The sequence below is a fragment of the Corynebacterium sp. genome (genome assembly GCF_012837295.1).
GTDB lineage: Bacteria > Actinomycetota > Actinomycetes > Mycobacteriales > Mycobacteriaceae > Corynebacterium.
On the sequence record NZ_DURI01000324.1, the window covers coordinates 1 to 1,799 of the forward strand.

Annotated in this window: 1 protein-coding gene and 1 pseudogene; one reads left to right on the top strand and one right to left on the bottom strand. The window is 68.8% G+C overall.

What is annotated here, in order from left to right; genetic code table 11:
- Positions 1 to 818: S1 RNA-binding domain-containing protein (locus GX015_RS10715; protein WP_291345045.1), on the bottom strand; the 818-nt coding region annotated here is incomplete at its 3' end.
- A gap of 266 nt (positions 819 to 1,084) precedes the next feature.
- On the opposite strand from GX015_RS10715, the pseudogene GX015_RS10720 reads away from it, so the two are divergent.
- Positions 1,085 to 1,799 (top strand): annotated as a pseudogene (locus tag GX015_RS10720) (hypothetical protein); the annotation flags it as partial.

A 1,799-nucleotide genomic window follows, 5' to 3' on the forward strand; every position in this document is an offset into this window, starting at 1 on the left:
GACAGCGAGACGCGCTCGCGGTCCATGTCGACGTCCAGCACCTCGACGGTGACTTCCTGGCCGACCTCGACAACCTCACCCGGGTGGTCGATGTGCTTCCAGGACAGCTCGGAGACGTGCACCAGGCCGTCCACGCCGCCCAGGTCGACGAACGCACCGAAGTTGACGATGGAGGACACGACACCCTTGCGGATCTGGCCCTTCTGCAGCTGGTTGAGGAAGTTGTGGCGCACCTCGGACTGGGTCTGCTCCAGCCAGGCGCGACGCGACAGCACCACGTTGTTGCGGTTCTTGTCGAGCTCGATGATCTTCGCCTCGAGCTCCTGGCCGATGTACGGCTGCAGGTCGCGGACGCGGCGCATCTCGACCAGCGAGGCGGGCAGGAAGCCGCGCAGACCGATGTCGATGATCAAGCCGCCCTTGACGACCTCGATGACCTGGCCGGTGACGACCCCGTCCTCTTCCTTGATCCGCTCGATGGTGCCCCAGGCGCGCTCGTACTGGGCGCGCTTCTTGGACAGGATCAGGCGGCCTTCCTTGTCCTCCTTGGTGAGGACCAGGGCGTCGATCTCGTCACCGACCTCGACCACCTCGTCGGGGTCGACATCGTGCTTGATGGACAGCTCGCGGGAGGGGATGACGCCCTCCGTCTTGTAGCCGATGTCGAGCAGGACCTCATCGCGATCGACCTTGACGACGGTGCCCTCGACGATGTCGCCATCGTCGAAGTACTTGATCGTGGAGTCGATGGCGGCGAGGAAATCCTCAGCGGTGCCGATGTCGTTGACGGCGACCTGAGGGGTGTTGGAGGTGGGCATATGTAAGTTGCTCCGAAGCGGATAGGAATCGAGTTGGACAGGGTCGGTCCGGGGCGCGCATGGTTTGCCCTGGTGGGCGGATGCGGAGACGCCGGATCGGCAGGCGGGCGCGGGTCGCGCACGCATACCGCGAACACGATACGCGCACAATGGCCCCCGATCAAGTTTCACCGCAGGTGGGACGGCGCGGCACGGCCCGCGGGGACGGGGCCCCGATTCGGGAGTGGCGGGTGTTGCGGATGGGCCCGGGGCGATACGATTAGCCCATGCCCGACTCATCCGATCACAGGGGCCGCCCGGCCCCCGATCCGGGTGCGCCTCCCCCGAATGCGTTCCGGCCGCTGCCCGGCAACGTGGACCGGAACTCACCCGCCGCCTCGGGCGCCGAGCCGTTCACCGGTGCCCCGACGCCCACCGCCGAGTCCTTCGCGCATCGGGTCACCGTCGGCGTCGTGGGCCCGCTGCTGTGGGCCCGGATCCTCATCGAACTGCCGGCCCTCGTCCGCGACGTGCGCCGCGCCCCTTCGACCGTCGTCCCGCTGGTTCTCGCCCAATCTTCGCTCGTGGTCGGGCCCGCGATCGCGTCCACGCTACCCAACCCAAACGCTTTCCGACGTGCCGCCGTCGCGGCCTCCGCGTTGTCCTGGCCGGTCACGGCGGCCACGTCGATCGCCGCGGCGAAGGGCGTCGAATTCCCCGCGAGGTTGTCGGGCTGCGTCTCGGGCATCACCAGCGCAATGGCCTCCGTGTCGACGCCCCACTGGTCCGCCGCGCTCAATGCGGTGGCCCAAAGCGCGTACATGGGCGTCGCCAAGCACCGGGCCACCCGCGACCGCGGCGCCGCCGCACTGTTCTCGACGACCCTGATGCCTGCCGCGGTGACCGTGCCCTACGTCTTTCTCGCGCAGGCCGTGGCCCTGCGCGCGCGGGAACACGACGCGATCGCCCGCTCGACGGCCGCCTCCGAAGTCGCCGCGGCCC